This window comes from Bradyrhizobium frederickii (genome assembly GCF_004570865.1).
Lineage (GTDB): Bacteria > Pseudomonadota > Alphaproteobacteria > Rhizobiales > Xanthobacteraceae > Bradyrhizobium > Bradyrhizobium frederickii.
This window is the reverse complement of sequence record NZ_SPQS01000014.1, coordinates 163485-178758: the sequence shown is the minus strand read 5'-3', so window position 1 is coordinate 178758 and position 15274 is coordinate 163485. Positions and strand designations below refer to the sequence as shown.

Sequence of the window (15274 nt, the reverse complement as noted above, 5' to 3'; positions counted from 1 at the left end):
ACATTGCCTCAATATAGCTTGCGCCGAATGACGCGCCTTCCTGCGAGCTCGGGTTCGGAGCCAGCTTCATGAACATCAAATTCTCCCGCCGCCGCTTCCTTACTACCGGCGCGGGTGCGCTCGGCACCATCGCGATGCCTTATCTCTCGCGCGCGGCCGATCGGCCGCCGGTCACTCACGGCGTACAATCGGGCGACGTCACGGTCGATGGCGGCGTGGTGTGGGCGCGCACCGACCGGCCCGCGCAGATGCTGGTCGAGGTGGCGACGACCGATACGTTCAGGGATGCCCGTGCGCTGCCGCCGATCGCGGCGCTCCCCGAGAGCGACTTCACCGCAAAGATGCTGATCGAGAACCTGCCGGGCGGCCAGGACATCTTTTACCGTGTCCGCTTCCGCGATCTCTCGCACAGCGCGGTCGAGGGCGAGGCGGTCGTCGGCCGTTTCCGCACCGCGCCGGCCGACCGCCGCGACGTCAGCTTCGTCTGGGGCGGGGATGTCGCCGGCCAGGGCTGGGGCATCAACCCTGACGACGGCGGCATGTTCACCTTCTCGGCGATGCGCAAGCACCGGCCGGACTTCTTCCTGCATTCCGGCGACACCATCTACGCCGACGGCCCGATTGCATCCGAGGTCAAGCTCGCCGACGGCAAGATCTGGAAGAATGTCACCATCCCGGAGAAGGCCAAGGTCGCCGAGACGCTGGACGAGTACCGCGCCGCGCACAAATACAATCTCACCGACGACAATCTGCGCGCCTTCAATGCCGAGGTGCCGATCTTCGTGCAGTGGGACGACCACGAAGTGACCAACAATTGGTCGGCCTCGAAAGAGCTGCCGGCGGCCTACAAGGAGCGCGACATCGCGCTGCTCGCCGCGCGCGGCGCGCGCGCCTTCCACGAGATGTATCCGCTGCGCGAAAGCATCAATGAGCCTGGCCGGGTCTATCGCCAGATCTCCTACGGCCCCCATCTCGACGTGTTCATGCTCGATGAGCGCAGCTATCGCGGCGCGAACGGCCCCAATCTCGAAACCGCATACGGCCCCGCGAGCTATTTCCTCGGCCCGGACCAGATCGCCTGGCTGAAGCGCGGCCTGCTCAATTCGCGCGCGACCTGGAAGGTGATCGCCTCCGACATGCCGCTCAGTCTCGTCGTATCAGACGGGCCGAAAGGCGGCTCGGAGGCCGTCGCGCAAGGCGATGGTCCGGTGCGCGGCCGCGAGTTCGAGATTGCCGACATCCTGCGCTTCATCAAGATGGCGCCGATCAGCAACACGGTGTGGCTGACCGCCGACGTGCACTACGCCGCCGCGCATTATTACGATCCGAACAAGGCGCAATTCCAGGAGTTCGAGCCGTTCTGGGAATTCGTTTCGGGCCCGCTGCATGCCGGCACGTTCGGTCCGGCCGCGCTCGACAACACCTTTGGACCCGAGGTGCTCTTCGTCAAGGCGCCGGGCAAGAACAGCCAGAACCTGCCGCCCTCCGCAGGCATGCAGTTCTTCGGTCACGTCAAGATCGACGGCGCCTCCGGCCAGATGATTGTGACCTTGCGCGACCGCGCCGATGTCGCGCTGTGGTCGACCACGCTCGACCCGAAGCAGAGCTGACGGCTAGAGCCCGTTCTCTCGCCTGAAAACGCGTCTAATCGGCGGTGCGCAGCTTCAGCGCCGCCTCCAGCGCATCGCTCGAACAAGGCTTCTGCAACCGTGGCTGACCGGAGAATTCCGGCGGAATGCGCGCTTCGGCACCATAGCCGGTGACGAACACAAACGGGATCTTCAGGGCGAGAAGCCGCTCGGCGACCGCAAAGCTCGTCTCGCGGATCAGCTCGACATCGAGCAGCGCGAAGTCGGGCGCACGCTCCGCAATGGCGCCTAGCGCCTGAGCCACCGACCCGACCGTTCGCACGCTTGTCACCCCGAATCCAAGCAGACGATCCTCGAAATCGATCGCGATGATGGGGTCGTCTTCGACAATCAGAACGTCGGCCGGCCAGCCTGTGCCATCGGGAACTACGGGTGTCATGATCAGATCTGGGGCGTGGGGGTTGGCTCAGGACTGCCCGCGACACGATGCCTGCGCGCAGCGCGGTGGGTTCCCGGAACGAAACCCACCACATTGCCGTTCTCCAGTCTGTCCACTTGTGCACGCAGGAACGGTACGGAACTCGCTAAGGTCGGAGGAGGAAGGGAGTTCACGATGGATGCGCGCTTCAACAAGACGACCGAGGTGGAGAGCCGGCCGGCCAACAATCTGCTGAGGCGTTTGAGCCAGGCGGATTATGCGCTGCTGGCGCCACACATCTCCCTCGAAGACGCCGCCGCCAGCCAGTTGCTCTACAATCCCGGCGACGACGTCCAGGTCGTCCACTTCCCCTGCGGACCGGCGCTCGCGACCTTTCTCGTTCCCAACGAGGACGGCCGCGACGTCGAAACCATTCTGGTCGGCCGCGAAGGCGCGGTGGGCGGTATCGTCAGCGAGGGATACCTGCCGGCCTATACCCGGATTTGCGTGAAATTCGGCGGGCCGTTCGCGCGCGTTCATGTCGCCAAGCTGGAGGCGGCCAAGCTGCGCTCGGCGTCGCTGCGCAACATCTTTGCCCGCTATGCCGATTGCCTGCTGGCGCAGATCTTCCAGTCGACCGCCTGCAACGCGATCCATTCGATCGAGCAGCGGACCGCCAAATGGATCCTGGCGGCGATGGAGCGGACCGGTGACGAGAGCAGCGTACCGCTGACCCACGAGCAGCTCGCCACGCTGCTCGGCGTTGGCCGCTCCTATGCCAGCCGCGTGCTTCAATCGTTCAAGGCAGAACGGATCCTCGACACGCGGCGCGGATCGATCCTGGTCCGCAGCCGCGACGGCCTGAGGCTTCGCGCCTGCCTGTGCAACGACGCGGTGAAGATGCACTTCGAAGAGGTGCTGCGCGGCGTCTACCCGACCGAGGAGCGGGAGGCGGGGTAGCGAGCCCCTGCTTCGATGCCCTCCCAAGCAGGGCAATCGCATATGAATGACACGGGAAGTGTCTGCAGGCTTGCTCCGCCTCTCCCGCTTGCGGGAGAGGCCGACGCGCTCGCAGAGCGCGGCGGGTGAGGGCTCTCGCCGCGCAGGGACGTCCTTAATAATTCTCAATAATCCCTGCGCGGAGACACCCTCTCCCCAACCCTCTCAGCGCGAGCGAAGCTCGTCGCGCCCCGCAAGCGGGGGAGGGAGCCCACCGCCGATGCCGCCGCGTCCTGCACATCATATGCGATCGCCCTGTCCCGCAAGGGGAGAGGGCACAAGCATGCGCGCGCGCTTTTCTGATCGTGGGCGTGCTATACTCTGCCCGGCATGAGCGGGGCTTTGCTTCACACCGTCTTCGACGTCTTGGCGTGGCTGGGGGCGGCCGCGGCCGCCTACGGGCTGGCGCGACAGGGTTTGCGGTTTCCGGCGCAATCCTTCGCGCTGCCCTACATCGCCGCGCTGGTGTTCGGGGCGGGCCTCGGCGCCTACCTGTTCGGCTCCGCCAATCTGTGGCTGTCGGGTCAGAGCGGCATCGCGCGCTCGGTCGAGGGCGCGCTGGCCGGCGGCATCGTGGCGATCGAGCTCTACAAATGGACGGCCGGCATCAGCTTCCGCACCGGCGCGCGGTTCGCGCTGCCGCTGGCCGTCGGCATCGCGATCGGCCGGCTCGGCTGCTATTTCGCGGGCCTCGACGACTTCACCTATGGCACGCCGACCACGCTGCCTTTCGGCCATGATTTCGGCGACGGCGTTCTGCGCCATCCCGTCCAGCTCTACGAGAGCGCGGCCATGGCCGTGTTCGCGCTCGTCTATGTGCTGGCGGTCTTGAACCGGAACGCGTTTGTGATCACCAATGGTTTCTACCTGGCGCTTGCCTATTATGGCGCGCAACGCTTCCTGTGGGAATTCCTCAAGCCTTACGGCACGCTGATCGGCCCCTTCACCCTGTTTCACCTGCTGTCGCTGTCCATCCTGCTCTACGCCGGCGTCATGCTGGCGACGGCGCCCAAAGCGAGACCCCTGCATGAACGCGCCGTTGCGTAAGTCGCGTCCCTATATCTTCTGGGGCCAGACCCAATCTCTCTGCGAAACCTGCCTGAAGCTGGTGCCGGCCAAGATCCAGATCCTGGACAACGAGGTCTGGTACGAAAAGCGCTGCAAGGAGCACGGCGTCCAGTCCACGCTGGTGTCTACCGATGCCGCCTATTGGCGCTTGTGCAAGGACTTCATCAAGCCCGGCGACCGGCCGCTGCAATTCCAGCAGCGCACCGAATTCGGCTGCCCCTATGATTGCGGGCTCTGCTCCGATCATGAGCAGCATTCCTGCCTGGCGCTGATCGAGATCACCGAGCACTGCAACCTGACCTGCCCGGTCTGCTTCGCGGAATCCTCACCGGCAAGAACGAAATTCACCCCGCTCGCAACCATCGAGAAGATGCTGGACGCGCTGGTCGCAAGCGAGGGCGAGCCCGATCTCGTGCAGATCTCCGGCGGCGAGCCGACGCTGCATCCGGATTTCTTCAAGATCCTGGACGCGGTGCGCGCCCGTCCGATCCGCCACGTCATGATCAACACCAACGGCCTGCGCATCGCGCGCGAAAAGGATTTCGTGGCGCGGCTGGCCGAGAACAAGCGCGGGCTGGAGGTCTATCTCCAGTTCGATTCGCTGCAGCGCGACGCGCTGATCGATCTGCGCGGCGCGGATTTGCGCAGGATCCGTCAGCAGGCGCTGGAAAATCTCGAGCATTACGGCGTGTCGACCACGCTGGTCGCGACCATCAAGCGCGGCGTCAACGATGCCGAGATCGGCGACATCGTCCGCCACGCGCTCACCTGGAAATGCGTGCGCGGCGTCACGCTGCAGCCGGTGCAGGACGCCGGCCGCAACGAGAATTTCGACGGGAAGACCGACCGCATCATGCTGTCGGAGATCCGCAAGCGCGTGATCGAGACCGGCGTGTTCGGCGACAAGGACATGATCCCGCTGCCCTGCAATCCCGAAAGCATCTCGATCGGCTACGGCCTGCGCAACGGCGAGAAGGTGCTGCCGCTGACCTCGCTGATCCCGCAGGAGCAGCTGGTTGCGGTGATGCCCAACACGATCAGCCCGGAAAAATATCCGATGCTGCGGGAGAAATTCGTCGATCTGTTCTCGCTGTCGTCGGGTCCGCTCAACACGTCGGAACGGGTCTGCGAATTGCTGTGCTGCCTGCCGAGCTTTCAGGTGCCGGAAGGGCTGTCCTACGAGAACGTGTTCCGCGTCACCATCGTGCAATTCCTCGATCGCTTCAATTTCTGCGTCGGCAACGTCAAACGCAGCTGCATCCATTTCGTGACCGAGCAGGGCGCGATCATTCCGTTCGACACCTACAATCTGTTCTACCGCAACGGCAAGATCGACGGCATCCGCGCGGCGCTGGCCGGCGAAACCTATCGGGAGGCCAGCCGGCGCGAGGAGGTGCCGCGATGAGCGACACGCCCTCTCCCGGGCCGCAGCCACGGAGCGGATGCGCCACGGCTTTCATGGTCATGTTCGGGGTGCTCCTGTTGCTGCCCGGTTTCTGCGCCCTGATTTTCGCCATCGACTCACATTTCGACAGCCGCTTCATGCCCGTCCTCATCCTCGGATTGCTGACGGCATTCGCCGGGGTCATGCTGATCAGAGCCGCGAGAAAGAGATCATGAGCGATTCCAGCCGCACCCCACCGGAAGTGCCTGCGCAGAACCAGCACCAGCGCAGCGGCTGCGCGACCGCGCTGATGGCGATCGCTGGGATCTTCATGCTGCTGCCGGGGCTCTGCGCGCTCCTGTTCGGCGGAATGTCGGTGGTCGACGGTGGCCGGATCCCTTCCGATATCGCCTCGCTGGTCTTTTTGGGACTGGTCATCGGCATCGGAGGCGTCGTCATGATCTGGGCGGCCATCATGGGGCGAAAGGCCCCGCCGGCCCGGAACGATAGCTAAGCCCCGGAGATTCCCGGGCAAAATTCAGTCAACCAAGGCCCAAAGAACGCATTGTTTTTTGGCGGTTTTTGCATATATTGCGCCGCAACGCGTAGGGTGCCCGGTCCAGATGGCCGGGCTTCCTTTTTGGGCGGAAAGCGCCCGTTTCCAGTCTTCCAGCGTTGTTTCGAGAAGAGGTCCCGGTCTGACCGGCGAGATCGCGCTTAACCCATTGTTCGACCGCAAAGAAGCTCACTCATGAATCTTCGTAACGTCGCCATCATCGCCCACGTCGACCACGGCAAGACGACCCTGGTCGACAAACTCCTCCAGCAGTCCGGCACGTTCCGCGAGAACCAGAAGGTGACGGATCGCGCCATGGACTCCAACGACCTGGAGCGCGAGCGCGGCATCACCATTCTGGCCAAGGCGGCCTCGGTGCAGTGGAAAGACACCCGCATCAACATCGTCGACACCCCCGGCCACGCCGATTTCGGCGGCGAGGTCGAGCGCATCCTGAACATGGTGGATGGCGCCCTGGTGCTGGTCGACGCCGCCGAAGGCCCGCTGCCGCAGACCAAGTTCGTGGTCTCCAAGGCGCTCAAGGTCGGCCTGAAGCCGATCGTCGTCATCAACAAGGTCGACCGCCCCGACGCGCGCCCGACCGAAGTCATCAACGAGGTGTTCGACCTGTTCGCGGCGCTCGATGCCAGCGAGGAGCAGCTCGACTTCCCGATCCTTTACGGGTCGGCCAAGCAGGGCTGGATGGCCGACAGCCCGGAGGGTCCGAAGGACAAGGGCATGGAGCCGCTGTTCGACCTGATCCTGCGCCACGTCGCGCCGCCGACGGTCGAGGAAGGTCCGTTCAGGATGATCGGCACTATCCTGGAAGCCAATCCCTATCTCGGCCGCATTATCACCGGCCGCATCTCGTCCGGCGTGCTCAAGCCGAACCAGCAGGTCAAGGTGCTGAACGCCGAGGGCAAGCTCGTCGAGTCCGGACGTATCACCAAGATCCTGGCCTTCCGCGGCCTCGAGCGCACGCCGCTCGATGAAGCCGAAGCCGGCGACATCGTCGCCATTGCCGGCCTGACCAAGGGCACCGTCGCCGACACCTTCTGCGATCCGACCGTCGAGGTGCCGCTGCCGGCGCAGCCGATCGATCCGCCGACCGTGTCGATGTCCTTCATCGTCAACAACTCCCCGCTCGCCGGCACCGAAGGCGACAAGGTGACGAGCCGCATGATCCGCGACCGTCTGCTGCGCGAGGCCGAAGGCAATGTCGCGCTGCGCGTGGTCGAGGCCGCGGACAAGGACGCGATGGAAGTCTCGGGCCGCGGCGAATTGCAGCTCGCGATCCTGATCGAGACCATGCGCCGCGAGGGCTTCGAGCTCTCGGTGTCGCGCCCGCGCGTCGTGTTCCAGAAGGACGAGGCCACCGGCGCCACCCTGGAGCCGATCGAGGAGGTCGTGATCGACGTCGATGAGGAGCATTCCGGCGTCGTCGTGCAGAAGATGAGCGAGCGCAAGTCCGAGCTGATCGAGATGAAGCCATCGGGCGGCAACCGTCAGCGCCTGGTGTTCTACGCGCCGACCCGCGGCCTGATCGGTTACCAGGGCGAATTGCTCACCGATACCCGCGGCACCGCGATCATGAACCGCCTGTTCCACGGCTACGCGCCGTACAAGGGCGAGATCCAGGGCCGCCGCAACGGCGTGCTGATCTCCAACGACCAGGGCGAAGCGGTGGCTTACGCCATGTTCAAGCTGGAAGATCGCGGCCCGATGATGATCGAGCCGGGCTGGAAGGTCTACAAAGGCATGATCGTCGGCGAGCACACCCGCGACAACGATCTCGAGATCAACGTGCTCAAGGGCAAGCAGCTCACCAACATCCGCACGACCTCGAAGGACGAAGCCGTGCGCCTGACCCCGCCGATCCGCATGACGCTCGAGAAGGCGCTCGCCTATATCGAGGACGACGAGCTCGTCGAGGTCACCCCGAAGTCGATCCGCCTGCGCAAGAAGCACCTCGATCCGAACGAGCGCAAGCGCGCGGAAAAGGCCAAGGAAGCGGTGGCGTAGGACCGCCGTTCTCACTCACTGTCATGCCCCGGCTTGACCGGGGCATCCAGTACGCCGCGCTCTCTCGGCCCTATCACGACTGCCTCTGGAATATTGGATCACCCGCTTTCGCGGGTGATGACACCTAGTGTGTGATGCCTTTAGCGCGTATCCCGAACGTGCTAGAGCCCAGCCATGTCCCTCGCCTCCTCCGTCGACGTCGCGATCATCGGCGCCGGTGCCGCCGGCCTCGGCGCGGCGCATGCGCTGGCGGGCTCCGGCCTCTCGGCGATCGTGCTGGAGGCCCGTGACAGGCTTGGCGGCCGGGCCTGGACGGTGCAGGCCTCGCCCGAGGTCACCTTCGACGTCGGCTGCGGCTGGCTGCACTCCGCCGACAAGAACTCCTTCGTCGCGATCGCAAAGCAGCTTGGCTTCGAGCTCAACAAGGACCTGCCGCCCTGGCGCGAGCGCGCCTATGGCAACGCGTTTCCGCCAAGCGAGCGCGACGATTTCATGCGCGCGATGGACGCATTTTACGAGCGCCTCTGGCAGGCCGCGCAGAAGAGCAAGGACGAGCCCGCGAGCCTGAGCCTTGAAGTGGGCAATCGCTGGAACCCGATGATCGACGCGATCTCGACCTACGTCAACGGCTGCGAGCTGAAGGACATGTCCACGCTGGACTGGGACGCCTATGAGGACACGGACCTGAACTGGCGCGTCCGCCGCGGCTATGGCGCGCTTGTTTCGGCCTATGGCGCGCCCTGCCCGGTGGCCCTGAATTGCAACGTCACCCTGATCGATCATTCCGGCAAGCGCATCCGCATCGAGACATCGCGGGGCACGCTGACCGCGGACAAGGCGATCGTCACCGTGCCGACCAATCTGATCGCCGACGAGACGATCCGCTTTTCACCGCCGTTGCCGTCCAAGGTCGACGCAGCAGCCGGCCTGCCGCTCGGCGTCGACGACAAGGTGACGCTGGCGCTCGAGGACGCCGAAGCCTTTCCGAAGGAAGCCAATCTGCGCGGCGCCACCATGCGCACCGAGATGGGCACCTACCACATCCGCCCGTTCGGCCAGCCCTGCATCGAAGGCTTTTTCGGCGGCAGCTTTGCCCGCGCGCTGGAGGATTCCGGCGATGGTGCCATTGCCGCGCAAGCCATCAGCGAGATCGTGGGTTTTCTCGGCAACGATATCAGGCGCAAGCTGAAGCCGCTCTACGAGTCGCGCTGGGCGCGCGATCCGTTCGCGCGCGGCTCGTATTCGCACGCCCTGCCCGGCCACGCCGGCGACCGTGCTGTGCTGGCCGCGCCGGTGGACGGACGGCTGTTCTTTGCCGGCGAGGCGACGTCGCCGACCTTCTTCACGACGGCGCATGGCGCGCGGGACAGCGGGGAGCGGGCGGCGGGGGAAGTGCTGACGGCGATCGGCAAGCGCTAAGCCTCCCCACCATGTCGTCCCGGCGAACGCCGGGACCCATACCGCGTGATCTTTCAGTCACGCGTGGTGCGCGTACCGCGGATTGATCCTTAACTTCCAGTCTTCGCCAAACTCCGTCCTGTGGTTATGGGTCCCGGCGTTCGCCGGGACGACACCAATCTTGTGGCGCCGCTGTCGCGTTACTCGATCACCCGCGCGCGCAAATCAGCATCAGGGACGAAGCACGCATCGTACTTGCCGAAGATGCGATAGCGGTTGCGCGCGACGAGGCTGTAGGCGAAGTCGCGCAGCGGCTTCGGCACCGCGAAGAGCACCCGCACCCAGCTCCAGCCAGGAAGCTGCGACAGCACCGTCAGTGCGGCGTCGGACTTCATGAACACTTCGCCGCCGTGGACGACCGCGTTGGTGTCGGGATCAGCGGGGTCGATGCCGAATGTGCGTGCGAGCCGGGCGCCATAGCCCGACTGGATCGGCGTGAAGCGAAACCGCCACCCGGTGTCGCGCTTGGCCACGAAGCGGACCCAGCGCGAGCAGAAGATGCAGACGCCGTCGAACAGGATCACGTCATCGTCCGGCCATTTGCTCATCAGCGGTTATCCAGCATCAGCAGGCCGACCAGCATCAGTACGATCGCCGGACCGGTCTTGACCAGCGCGCCGAGCGGCTCGATCCAGAGATCGGGCGTCAGGACCGCCGCGCCGGCCATATAGCCGAGCGAAGCGACGATGCCCGCGACGAGTCCGATCGCCGCGGTGCGGCGGAAGGCGATCAGCACGCCGATGCTCATGTCCATCAGGCTGGTACCGACAGTGATGGGATCGACCAGGGCCGGCGGAAAATTGTGCGCGGTCAGGATACCGGCGGCGGCGCGATAGGACACGAACAGCGCGATGAAGCCGGAGACGAGCCAGAACGCGACCAGGCTCGCGAGGATCAGGGCTTTGACCAGGAACAGGCGCGCGAACCATTTGTCCTGGATGGTGGCGGGATGGCGGCCGATCGTCCCGGCAAGCGTCTTTGGCGTGATACCGGTGGCGGTCATCCAGGCTGAGGGATCGCCTCGCACGCCACGGCGCAGTTCGGCGATGGCGGTGGAGCGCATCGGCGGCATCCAGCCGAGATAGCTGGCGAGATCGCCGATCCTGGCGCCGAGATCGAGCAGCGCCGCAGGCATCGCGATGCGCGGCCAGCCGGACGTCCCGAACGCATGCCGGAACTGTTTGATGACCTCGGCCATCGTGACCGGCTCGGATTGCATCAGATCCCAGCTTACCGCTTTCATCGAGACATCGTCGATGTCACGCGTGGCAAGCCAGGCGATGGTGGCGGCAATGTCCTCCACCGCGACGGGCTGGAACGGCGTTGCCATTTCCTTGTCCGGGAGGTCGAGCGGGAAGGCCGCGAGCGCGCGGAGCATGGCGCTGCCGCCATAGGCTGCAGGCGCGATGACGAAGCCGGGCCGCAAGATTGCATGGGGAATCCCGGACGCCGCGATCAGCCGCTCGGCCTCACGCTTGGTCGTCGCAAACGCGGTGCGGTCGGCCTCCGCGGTCCCAGGAATTGAGATGTGCGCCAGGCGGATCGCACCACCGCTGTCGCCGATCGCCTGAAGCAGCCGCGCGACGAAATCGCGATGCACGGCACCGGTGTCGCTGCCGGGGCCGTCCTGGAGCACGCCGAGGCAGTTCACGACGACATCGACGGCATGTTCGCGCAGGAACCGCGCCAGAGCCGCAGCATCGAGCGACAGGATGGGCAGCTCGATGTCGAGCATGCTCATCCTCTGTGCCGGCGACAGGCAGCGCGCCACGCCGACCACGCGGAATCCCCGCATACGCAGATCATCGGTGACGAAGCGGCCGATCAGGCCGGAGGCGCCGAGCACCAAAATGGTTCGCTGATTCATCGGAATCCTCAGAACGGTTTTGCGATCATCAGCCAGAGAATGAGCATCGTCGCGCCGAAGCCGGGGAAGCCGAATGCGAACCAGCGCCGGAACAGCACGAAATAGCGCTGCGGCAGCGCATTGCGCTGATCGGCGGCAGCCTGGCGCGCAAGATCCCGCATCTCGATCTGCATGAACACGACAGGGACCCAGAACAGGCCAGCGACGGCGTAAAGGGCGAGCGAGGCGAGCAGCCAGTGCTCCGTGATCGGCGTCGCCGAGAGCATCATCAGCAGGCCGCCCGTGACCGGCTGGAGGAGCACGGCCGACAGCGTGAAGATCGTATCCGCGACCACCACCACCGAGGCAGTGCGCGCGATGAACGCCACGTCGTTGGTGCGATGCGCCATCAGCATGAAGAAAGCGATGCCGCTGCCTGTGCCGAGGATGACGATGGCGCCGAGCACATGCAGAAATTTGACCAGGACATACGGCGTCATGGCTTCTTGGTCGCCTTTGGCTCTCCCGGGTTCAGCGCCCGCGCAAGATCGCCGCTCGCGGCTTTGACACCGGCCTCGCTCTCGATCGACCAATGCCCCTCGCTGCCGAGCGCCGGCAAGGTGCGAAAGTCGGTCTTGCCGCCGCCCCTGCGAAACGCGTCAGCCAGGCTCTTCGAAAATGCCGGCGCGAAGTAGCTGTCATTGCCCGCAACGAGCCATGTGACGGGGATACGCGCGCCCGTGCCGAACTCCGCTGCGGCAGCAAGAAGCGTATGGGGTGCGCAGATCCGGTTCGGCTCATCATTGGCATGGCCGCCGCGCCCCGGCGCAAACGCTGCGATGGCGGAGATCGTCTTCGGATCGGCACTGGCAAGCGCCAGCGCGCCCCAGCCGCCGGCGGAATGGCCGATCACGATGGCGGCCTCCTTGCGAATGAAATCCTGCTTTCGCAAATGATCCAGCGCGAGCCGGATTTGCTCGGCCGTTGCACGGCCCGAACGCGCGTAATCGGCCTCGTCACATCCGCCCTGATCCTCGACATAGCGGCCGCCGGTCGCACCATGGCCGAGCCGCTCCGGCACCAGCACGGCATAACCGCGCGCGACGAGATAGGCGGCAAGCGGACGGTATTCCGGCTGCGGCATTTGCGCACGACGCAAGCCATTCTGCGTCGAGGCGTGCGCGATGACCGCAAGCGGGAACGGACCTGCGCCGGCGGGGCGATACAGCACGGCATGGGCGGCAATGCCGGTATCCAGCGATGGCAAAAGCCATTTCTGTCGGCGAAGCGGCTCGCCCTCTTCGCCCGACGGGCCAAACGTGACCTGAGCGCACAGAGGCGGCGCAGTCAGCAAGGCCAGCAGAGGCAGGAGCGCGATGATGTTGAGGAGCCGCATGAATGGCCGAGGGCGACACGGAAAGCGACCGCCACACTAGTCGGAACGAATCACCCTGGGCGGACTTTTTGCGCTGCCATTGTCGTTCATTCATTGGCGCAGAACGAGTTTTGCACCGACGCACGGCATGCCGATGCCCTTTGAGTCGGCGTCTTGTCTTTTTTCGGCACAACAGGGCCAAGATACTGATGCACAAAGTCCACACGTTAACCGATAATTAACGATAGGTCTTGCCGCCGAGGCGGCGACTTGGTTTGATTGTGTCCATGAGCACAACCCTGATCGAGGTCCGGCCGGCCAAAGCTGCAGATGCAACTGCGGTGGCGTCCACTCATGACGAAGCCTGGCGCTCCGCCTATCAGGGCATCATTCCCGGCGCCGAGCTGGAAAAGCTGATCAACCGCCGCGGCCCGCAATGGTGGGACAGTGCGATCCGCAAGGGCAGCCGCGTCAGCGTGCTGGTGTTCGGCGACAAGATCGCGGGTTACGCGAATTACGGTCGCAACCGCGCTCGCAGCCTGCATTTCGACGGCGAGATCTACGAGATTTATCTGCGCCCGGAATTCCAGGGCCTCGGCTTCGGCCGTCGCCTGTTCGCGGCCGCCCGCCGCGACCTGATGCAAAGCGGGCTGAAGAGCATGGTGGTGTGGGCGCTCTCGGACAACGATCCGGCGACCGAGTTTTACCGGGCGCTCGGGGGCCGTATGGTGGCGCGCTCGTCGGAGCGTTTCGGGCCGAAGGCGCTCGACAAGGTTGCCTTCGCTTGGACCAATTGAGCTGCTGAAAGCAGAAGCGGCAGCGTTTCCCGTCCGTCGATACCGTTGCCTTTGAGCCGGTGATTTCCGGATTCATTATTTCACAAGAGCGCGATGGATCAGCGGGCCAAGCCCGCGTATGACAGCGCCAAAATCGCTGCCGGGCGCGATTTATCCTCGGCAACAACGGAGCCTTGAATGCGTATTGATGCGGTCTCGATCGGAAAGAACGTCCCCCACGACGTCAATGTCATCATCGAGGTCCCCGTGGGCGGCGAACCGATCAAATACGAGATGGACAAGGAGGCCGGCACGCTGGTGGTCGATCGCTTCCTTTACACGCCGATGCGTTACCCCGGTAACTACGGCTTTATCCCGCACACTCTGTCGGATGACGGCGACCCCTGCGACGTCCTGATCGTCAACACCCGCGCCATCATTCCCGGCGCCGTCATGAGCGTGCGCCCGGTCGGCGTGTTGTTCATGGAGGACGAAGCCGGCGGCGACGAGAAGATTCTGGCGGTGCCGTCGTCGAAGCTCACGCAGCGCTACGACAAGGTGAAGTCGTACTCCGACCTGCCCGACATCACGCTGCAGCAGATCCAGCACTTCTTCGAGCACTACAAGGATCTCGAGAAGGGCAAATGGGTGAAGATCCTGCGCTGGGGCGGCCCGGAGGACGCGCACAAGCTGATCCTCGAAGGCATGGACCGCGAGAAGAAGAAGAAGAAGAAGGGCTGAGTCAGCTCCCTCGCCCCGCTTGCGGGGAGAGGGTTGGGGTGAGGGGGAGTCTCCGCGAGGACGGTGAGAGTTGAACGCGCGGAGAGTCCCCCTCACCCGATCGCTTCGCGATCGACCTCTCCCCGCAAGCGGGGCGAGGTGAAGAAAGCCTACACCGCCGGCTTCGGCAGCCCCGCGATCGCGCAGGCCGCGCGCAGTGTATTCACCAGCAGGCAGGCCACCGTCATCTGACCGACGCCGCCCGGCACCGGCGTGATCGCGCCGGCCACCTCGAGCGCTTCCTGATAGGCGACGTCGCCGACGAGGCGCGTCTTGCCGTCCTCCTTCGGGATGCGATTGATGCCGACATCGATCACGGTCGCGCCCGGCTTCAGCCAGTCGCCGCGCACCATCTCGGGCCTGCCGACCGCGGCATAGACGAGATCGGCCTGCTTCACCAGCCCGGGCAGATCGCGCGAGCGCGAATGCGCGATCGTCACCGTGGCGTTCTCGTTCAGCAGCAATTGCACCAGCGGACGACCGACCAGATTGGAGCGGCCGATGACGATCGCGTTCATGCCTTCCAGCGAAGCGTGCACGCTTTTGGTCAGGATGATGCAGCCGAGCGGCGTGCACGGCGACAGCGCCTGGAAGCCGCCGGCGAGCCGGCCGGCATTGTTCGGATGCAGGCCGTCGACGTCCTTGGCGGGGTCGATGGCGTTGATGACGGCTTCCGTGTTCAGCCCCTTCGGCAGCGGCAGCTGCACCAGAATGCCATGCACCGCCGGATCGCGGTTGAGCTTTGCGACCAGCGCCAGGAGGTCTGCTTGCGAGACGTCGGCCGGCAGCTTGTGCTCGAAGGAGGCCATGCCGGCGGCCTGGGTCTGGGTGTGCTTGGAGCGGACATAGACCTCGCTGGCGGGATCGTTGCCGACCAGAACCACCGCAAGGCCCGGCACCAGATTGTGCTCGCGCTTGACCCGGGCGACCTCGTCGGCGACGCGGGCCCGAAGCTCCGCGGCGATGACTTTTCCATCGATGATCTTGGCAGTCATGTCAGTTC

Annotated in this window: 16 protein-coding genes; 10 read left to right on the top strand and 6 right to left on the bottom strand. The window is 64.9% G+C overall.

Annotated features, from left to right (window positions below):
* Positions 1–68: 68 nt before the first annotated feature.
* Positions 69–1610: an alkaline phosphatase D family protein gene (locus E4K64_RS24405; RefSeq protein ID WP_135165773.1), complete on the top strand. Its 1542-nt coding sequence runs from the start codon at positions 69–71 to the stop codon at positions 1608–1610.
* A gap of 34 nt (positions 1611–1644) precedes the next feature.
* Here the strand turns inward: E4K64_RS24405 and E4K64_RS24400 are convergent, their stop codons facing one another.
* Positions 1645–2028, bottom strand: coding sequence for a response regulator (locus E4K64_RS24400; RefSeq protein WP_135165772.1), 384 nt, complete (start codon positions 2026–2028; stop codon positions 1645–1647).
* Positions 2029–2202: 174 nt separating this feature from the next.
* Here E4K64_RS24400 and E4K64_RS24395 point away from each other — a divergent pair, with 174 nt between their 5' ends.
* The 7 genes from E4K64_RS24395 to E4K64_RS24365 all read left to right on the top strand — a co-directional run bounded on the left by E4K64_RS24395 (position 2203) and on the right by E4K64_RS24365 (position 9455).
* Entirely contained in the window at positions 2203–2967 is a 765-nt protein-coding gene (locus E4K64_RS24395; RefSeq protein ID WP_135165771.1) for a Crp/Fnr family transcriptional regulator, read from the top strand.
* Between the two features lie 369 nt (positions 2968–3336).
* On the top strand, positions 3337–4053 hold the full coding sequence (locus tag E4K64_RS24390; RefSeq protein WP_135165770.1) for a prolipoprotein diacylglyceryl transferase: 717 nt from the start codon (positions 3337–3339) through the stop codon (positions 4051–4053).
* Positions 4034–5479 carry a radical SAM protein gene (locus tag E4K64_RS24385; protein WP_135165769.1) on the top strand — a complete coding sequence of 482 codons (1446 nt, stop codon included), beginning with the start codon at positions 4034–4036 and terminating at the stop codon, positions 5477–5479. The genes E4K64_RS24390 and E4K64_RS24385 overlap by 20 nt, the downstream gene beginning before the upstream one ends.
* Positions 5476–5694: a DUF308 domain-containing protein gene (locus tag E4K64_RS24380; protein ID WP_135165768.1), complete on the top strand. Its 219-nt coding sequence runs from the start codon at positions 5476–5478 to the stop codon at positions 5692–5694. The genes E4K64_RS24385 and E4K64_RS24380 overlap by 4 nt, the downstream gene beginning before the upstream one ends.
* Positions 5691–5972: a hypothetical protein gene (locus tag E4K64_RS24375; RefSeq protein WP_135165767.1), complete on the top strand. Its 282-nt coding sequence runs from the start codon at positions 5691–5693 to the stop codon at positions 5970–5972. Before E4K64_RS24380 ends, E4K64_RS24375 begins: the two co-directional genes overlap by 4 nt.
* Before the next feature lie 237 nt (positions 5973–6209).
* Positions 6210–8036, top strand: a complete 1827-nt coding sequence (typA, locus tag E4K64_RS24370; RefSeq protein WP_126256785.1) for a translational GTPase TypA — start codon at positions 6210–6212, stop codon at positions 8034–8036.
* A gap of 174 nt (positions 8037–8210) precedes the next feature.
* Positions 8211–9455 (top strand): flavin monoamine oxidase family protein, encoded by a 1245-nt coding sequence (locus E4K64_RS24365; RefSeq protein WP_135165766.1) that lies wholly within the window; start codon positions 8211–8213, stop codon positions 9453–9455.
* Positions 9456–9634: 179 nt separating this feature from the next.
* Here the strand turns inward: E4K64_RS24365 and E4K64_RS24360 are convergent, their stop codons facing one another.
* The 4 genes from E4K64_RS24360 to E4K64_RS24345 are packed head-to-tail and all read right to left on the bottom strand — an operon-like array spanning position 9635 to position 12736.
* Positions 9635–10042 carry a thiol-disulfide oxidoreductase DCC family protein gene (locus E4K64_RS24360; protein ID WP_135165765.1) on the bottom strand — a complete coding sequence of 136 codons (408 nt, stop codon included), beginning with the start codon at positions 10040–10042 and terminating at the stop codon, positions 9635–9637.
* Positions 10042–11361, bottom strand: coding sequence for an SDR family oxidoreductase (locus E4K64_RS24355; protein ID WP_135165764.1), 1320 nt, complete (start codon positions 11359–11361; stop codon positions 10042–10044). Before E4K64_RS24355 ends, E4K64_RS24360 begins: the two co-directional genes overlap by 1 nt.
* A gap of 8 nt (positions 11362–11369) precedes the next feature.
* Entirely contained in the window at positions 11370–11840 is a 471-nt protein-coding gene (locus tag E4K64_RS24350; RefSeq protein WP_135165763.1) for a DUF2269 family protein, read from the bottom strand.
* On the bottom strand, positions 11837–12736 hold the full coding sequence (locus E4K64_RS24345; protein WP_135165762.1) for an alpha/beta hydrolase family protein: 900 nt from the start codon (positions 12734–12736) through the stop codon (positions 11837–11839). Before E4K64_RS24345 ends, E4K64_RS24350 begins: the two co-directional genes overlap by 4 nt.
* 266 nt (positions 12737–13002) lie before the next feature.
* Here E4K64_RS24345 and E4K64_RS24340 point away from each other — a divergent pair, with 266 nt between their 5' ends.
* Together E4K64_RS24340 and ppa are read left to right on the top strand one after the other, a co-directional pair.
* The gene (locus E4K64_RS24340; protein ID WP_126256791.1) at positions 13003–13512 is read left to right on the top strand and encodes a GNAT family N-acetyltransferase; all 510 of its coding nucleotides are present in this window, start codon (positions 13003–13005) and stop codon (positions 13510–13512) included.
* Positions 13513–13689: 177 nt separating this feature from the next.
* A complete protein-coding gene (ppa, locus tag E4K64_RS24335; RefSeq protein ID WP_135165761.1) occupies positions 13690–14232 on the top strand; it encodes an inorganic diphosphatase in 543 nt (180 codons plus the stop codon).
* A gap of 149 nt (positions 14233–14381) precedes the next feature.
* Here the strand turns inward: ppa and folD are convergent, their stop codons facing one another.
* Entirely contained in the window at positions 14382–15266 is an 885-nt protein-coding gene (folD, locus tag E4K64_RS24325; RefSeq protein ID WP_135165760.1) for a bifunctional methylenetetrahydrofolate dehydrogenase/methenyltetrahydrofolate cyclohydrolase FolD, read from the bottom strand.
* Between the last annotated feature and the right edge of the window lie 8 nt (positions 15267–15274).